Raw genomic sequence first — 5476 nt, 5'->3', positions numbered from 1 at the left:
TGGCGTTCCCTGGAACACCCCTCATCCGTCGCCTTCGGCGACACCTTCTCCCACAGGGGGAGAAGGAAACGCCAACGCTCAAATCACGTTCAATTCCCGGAACGCCCGCCCTTCCGCGACTCGACCATACCCGAACGCCGAACAATCCACCGTGCGATAGCCGCCATGCACGATCAGTTCGGCCAGCGCCTTGCCGACCGCCGGCGCCTGCTGCAGGCCATGGCCGGAGAATCCGTTGGCGAACAGGAAATTGCCGACTTCGGGATGCGGACCGATCACCGCGTTCTGGTCGAGCGTGTTGTAGTCGTAGTGGCCGGCCCAGGCGCGGGTCGGCTTGATTGCCTCGAAAGCGGGAATGCGGGTCGCCAGCACCGGCCAGATCACCTCTTCGAACAGCGGCCAGTTTACCTCGAAGTCACCGGGATCGGGTGCGCGGTCGCCTTCCTCCGGTTCGGCGCCGCCGGTGAGGTAGACCGAGCCTTCCGGACGGACATAGATGCCGGAGGGATCGACCAGCAGCGGCATGTCGGCATATTTCTCGCGCGCCTCGAAGACGAAGACATTGCGCTTGCGCGGCTCGACCGGCAGTTCAAGCCCGGCCATGGCAGCCACCTTGCCGGCGTTCGGGCCGGCGGCGTTGACGACGATGCCGGCCTTCAGCGTCTCGCCATTGCCGAGGCTCACCCCGGTGACGCGATTGCCATCGCGCGCGATGGCGGTGACATCGGCGGTGATGAAATCGACTTTCTTCTGCCGCAGCGCCTTGCGGAACAGCGTCAGCATCGCATGCGCGTCGAACCAGCCTTCGCCGGTGCGGCCATAGGCGCCGGCTGAAATGCCCTCGGTCGACAGCCACGGGAACCGGCGCACCAGCGCATCGGCATCCTCGAGCACGATGTCGGCGCCCTCGGCCATCTGCGCCTCGTGATTGCTCTTGAGGACCGGCAAGCCGTCCTCGCCGGCAAGGATGAGGTAGCCGCCTTCGCGAAAGCCGATATCGGCGTCGGCGCCGAACTCTTCCTTCAGCCGCCGGAACAGCTTTAGCGTGAACTGCGACAGGCGGATGTTTTCCGGGATCGAGAATTGCTGGCGGATCGAGGCCATGGACAGCGTCGTTGCCGCATGCGCGAATTGCGGATCACGCTCGACTAGCGCGATCGTGCCGGAAAACCCTTGCTCGCGCAGATAGTAGGCGACCGAGGAGCCGACTATGGCTCCACCGATGATGACGATGTCGTAGCGCATGTTCTCTCCGATCCGGCCGATGGTGTCCTTCACGCCACCGGCAGAATGATCTCGAAGCGCGTGCCGCGTTCGCTGTCAACCAGCGCGATCATACCATCATGCGCTTTCAGGAGGGCCAGCACGATGCCGAGCCCCATGCCGGTGCCGCCCTGCTCGCGCCGCGTGGTGAAGAACGGTTCGAAGATGCGCGCCCGGTTGCTCGGCGAAATGCCGGCGCCGTCGTCGCTGACCAGGATGCTCGCCTTGCCGCCGGCGCTCGTAGCCGAGACAGAAACCGCCGTCGCGCCGTGCCTGGCCGAATTGTCGATGAGATTGGCCAGCACGATAGCCGCGTTCTCGGCCGATATGCGCAAGCCGATTTCGCCGCCGGCTCCGACGCGAACCGCCAGCCTGTTGTCGACGGGCAGCAGCGCCAGCGCCGCACCGAGCGATGTGCTTTCGCCGCTCGGCGCCAGGTTTTCGGCGCGCGCCAGGTCGAGCAGGCGGCGAACCAGCAGATTGAGCCGTCCCGCATCGGTGACGATATTGTCTGAAAAGCGCCGCCGCTCCGTATCGTCCATCGCGCCACCGGAATCGCGCAGCAGTTCGGCCGCGCCCTGGATCGCCGTCAACGGCGATTTGAGCTCATGCGACACATGGGTGGCGAACGTCTGGATGCTGTCGGAACGCGCCTGCAGTTTTTCGGCCATGTCGAGGAAGGCGGCGGAAAGCTCCGCCATCTCTCGCGTGCCGTGATGGTCGAGCGGCCTGATCGCCGCGCGGTCGCCGGCGGCGATGCGCTCGGTTCGGTCGATCAGCGCATAGATCGGCCGGCTGACGGTGCGCAGGAAAACCAGGCCGATGAGCAGCGTGCCGCCGAGAATGGCGATCGCCGCCAACGTCACCTTGCCGCGTTCGCCATAGAGATGTTTGATGATGTTGTTGGGCGTCCGCGACACATAGACGACGCCGGCGACCTTGCCGCCGACAGCGACCGGCAGGGCGACGAAGACACGCACCTTGGTGCCGCGGCTGACCGAATAGAGCGGTGGCGTCGGCTGGTCGGGAATGCGCAGCCTGAGCGCGCTGGCATAGCGGCCGGCAAGTGCTGTGCGCACCTCTTCGGCCGCACTGAGCGACTGGCCGACCTCGCCGCGCCCGGCAATGACGACGCCCCGGGGATCGAGCAGCCGGAAGCCGGCCAGCGTGGTTTTCTGCGTGGCGTCGAGAATACCGGACAGGCGCGCACCGATCGCCGCGAAGGCAGGATCGGCGGTGGCAGCGATCGCTGCCGGCCGGGTCGGCAGCACATAGTCGGAGGCGAGATCGAGTTGCGGCTCGATCGGCTTGTACAGCGGGCCCGGATTGACGCTTCGGCTTGAATCCCCGCCTGGCCCCGGCATCGGCGCGCCGAGCTTGTCCGCCGCAATGCCGGCGTCGCGCACATCCTGCGCATAGATGGCGGCGATGGCCGCCCCTTGCGCGATCAGCTCCGCTTCGGTCTGGCGGATCAGCTGGTTCTCGTAGAGGCGGAAGAAGAACAAGCCGACCAATGGCAGGGCCATCACCATGATCAGGATGGCGACGACGACCGTGGCAAGCCGTGGCCGCCACTTGCGGCCGATCCATTTGCCGGAAGTCGTCAGCCGCATCGGCCGAGCCGGAAGCCGACGCCATGCACCGTCTCGATAACGTCAGGGCAACCCACTGCTGCCAGCTTGGCGCGGATGTTGCGGATGTGGCTGTCGACGGTGCGGCCGGCGACATGGATGTTTGCGGCATAGGCGCTGGCCATCACCGCGTCGCGGTCGAGCACATGCGCGGGCCGCGCCAGGAATCCCTTCAGGATCGAGAATTCGATCCCCGTCAGGGCAAGCGCCTTGCCGTCGAAGCTGGCAGCGTGACTGGCCGGCGCCAGAGCCAATTTGCCATGCGAAAACTGCCTGTTGTCGACCGGCTCGGACGCCGCCGGGCGGGCGCGCCGCAGGATGACGTTGACGCGGGCGACCAGTTCGCGCGGGCTGAATGGTTTCGTCACATAGTCGTCGCCGCCCATTTCGAGCCCGAGGATGCGGTCGATCTCCTCGTCGCGCGCGGACAGGAACAGCACCGGCACATCGGATGTGTGCCGCAGCCGCCGGCAGACCTCCAGCCCGTCCATCTCCGGCATGCCGATGTCGAGCACGACAAGATCCGGCGCCCGGCGGCCGATCGCCTGCAGGGCGGCGGCACCGTCGGCCACGCCTGTCGTTTTCATGCCGGCCTTTTCCAGCGCAAAGCAGATCACCTCGCGGATGTGCGGGTCATCGTCGGCGACGAGGATGTGATGCGGCATGGATCAGCGGCCCGGCATGGAAGGTTCGATAGCGGAGGGAATCACGAACGGCCCCTTGGAGTCGAGATATCGAAGCAGCCGCCAGTCGCGAAAGCTCCAGGCCCGCCAGTTCTGCTGGATAGTTCGATACCAGATTTCGTCGCTGCCGCGCACGCCAGCCAGTTCGCGGACAGTGCCGACGGCCACCGTCTTGCCCTGCTGCTCGAGGAAGCGATCAAGTGCGGGAAACGCGCCAGGACCGAGCGAGTGAAGATACCAGGCGTCTAGGGGAATGCCCTGGCCGGTCATTTCGAGGGAATGGTCGACATTGTAGTTGGCGATCGTCGCTGCGAAATTGATGAAACAGCCGGCATAAAGCGTCAGAGATAACGTCAGAAGATTGGCGGACAGCAGCCATTCATTGGATTTTCTCAGCGCGATGCGGGCAATGATCAGGGCAAGGCCTGCTGCGACCAGCCCCATCCAGACAAAGGCGGCGACGCGCCAGTAGGTCAATGCATAGATGCCGACATAGAGGTCGAGCCGCAGGATCGACGAAATGACCAGCATGATATTCTGCGCCACCCAGGCATAGACCAGCCGGCGGATAAGCGGATCGGCCGATGTCTCGCTGCCTGGCCGCAGCGCCGCCAGCACGAAGCCGGCGGCAAGCAGCGCGGTGACGATCAGGGGATAGGCGCCACGATGCGCGTAGGAGGCGTAGCTCAGCCCGTCGGGAAGGGCGGCCCCGCCCCACAGATAGGTGGCGTCGAGCGCCGTCTGCAGCGCAAACAGGATGTTGAAGACGATCAGGGCGCGCAGGATGGCGGCCTTGCCGAACAGGATGTCTTCGATGGTGGTGGCGGTTTTGTCGGCTTGAGCGCTGACGGCCGGCGCCGCGCGCGGGATGCGGCGAACCAGGCGCGGCAGGCGCGGTCGCAGAAAAGCCCAGACAGCGGCGAGCACGAACAGCCAGAAGGCAATCCGCGCCAGCTGGATAAGATCGAGCAGCCTCATGAGGTCGATCAGCGACAGCCAGTAGTCGATCACCGGATTGGCGGCGCCGAACAGCGCCAGGAAGACCGCGCCCAGCGTCAGCGGCATCACCCAGACAGCGATCGCCGCCAGCCGGATGCGCCGCCGGCCGAACCGCCGCGCCGTCCTGCGCCAGCGGACGAAATCATTGGCGAAGCGGAACGGCGCCGCCAGCCCGAACAGCACGATCTGCCCGGCAATACGGGCGATGCTGTGCCGCAGCCGCCCGCTCAGCGAAAGGGCAAAGACGGTCAGCGCCGCCAGCGCGATCGAAACCGACAGGGTGCTGACGTTTTCAGCCAGCGGCAGCAGCGCGACAAGCAAGGCGATGGGCTTGAGCCAGACGCGACCGTCGCTGAAAGCCGCCGGATGCACGGCGACAACCGCGGCGGCAATCAGCAGGGCAAACAGGAAAACCGTGATCCCGGCGGGCTGGCCGTAGAACAGGAAATCCGCAAGTGCTGCCAGGAGGATGGCGACACCGAAGCGGCTGCAATAGCTCGGCGCGGCGCAGAGCAACGCTGTCATGATCGGGCTTTCCTGATGGCGTCCCGCCGGGTTGCCGGCGGGCTCTTGCGGACAAAGGGAATGAGGGTTGCGACGGGACACGCGCGCGGCGCATCGGCCAGCCACCAGTCTTCGCGGCGCAGCCGGCAAGGCAGGGACCATCGGGGTTCTGCTCGGTTTTGCATGCCGTCTGTTTGTCAGGCCGGCGGGGAAAGGGTGAGGCGGATCGGAGGAGGTTTTCCGCAGGCCTGTGCAGTTTTCGTGCAGGGGCGCGAAGAGGGGCGCCGAGCTTCCACCTCCCCCTTGTGGGGGGTCGGACCGCAGGTCCGGGTGGGGGTCCGGCGCCGCACCCCCACCCCGCTGCTTCGCAGCGACCCTCCCCACAAGGGGGAGGGT

General features: G+C 66.1%; 4 protein-coding genes. All 4 read right to left on the bottom strand.

All coding sequences use genetic code 11. The annotated features are described in order from the left end of the window. Positions 1-78: 78 nt before the first annotated feature. From EOB59_RS33455 to EOB59_RS33440, 4 genes are read right to left on the bottom strand one after another with little or no spacing between them, the layout of a single operon-like run. Complete coding sequence (locus tag EOB59_RS33455) at positions 79-1245, bottom strand: FAD-binding oxidoreductase (protein WP_128290212.1); 1167 nt, start codon at positions 1243-1245, stop codon at positions 79-81. Positions 1246-1274: 29 nt separating this feature from the next. Then, positions 1275-2876, bottom strand: a complete 1602-nt coding sequence (locus EOB59_RS33450; protein ID WP_128290211.1) for an ATP-binding protein — start codon at positions 2874-2876, stop codon at positions 1275-1277. Continuing rightward, positions 2867-3559: a response regulator transcription factor gene (locus EOB59_RS33445; RefSeq protein WP_127808659.1), complete on the bottom strand. Its 693-nt coding sequence runs from the start codon at positions 3557-3559 to the stop codon at positions 2867-2869. Before EOB59_RS33445 ends, EOB59_RS33450 begins: the two co-directional genes overlap by 10 nt. A gap of 3 nt (positions 3560-3562) precedes the next feature. After that, positions 3563-5101, bottom strand: coding sequence for a DUF4173 domain-containing protein (locus EOB59_RS33440; RefSeq protein WP_128290210.1), 1539 nt, complete (start codon positions 5099-5101; stop codon positions 3563-3565). Positions 5102-5476: the final 375 nt, after the last annotated feature.

The sequence above is a fragment of the Mesorhizobium sp. M7A.F.Ca.MR.176.00.0.0 genome, from assembly GCF_004023165.1.
Classification (GTDB): domain Bacteria; phylum Pseudomonadota; class Alphaproteobacteria; order Rhizobiales; family Rhizobiaceae; genus Mesorhizobium.
The sequence above is the reverse complement of the archived record's forward strand: the minus strand, read 5'-3'. Positions and strand labels throughout refer to the sequence as shown.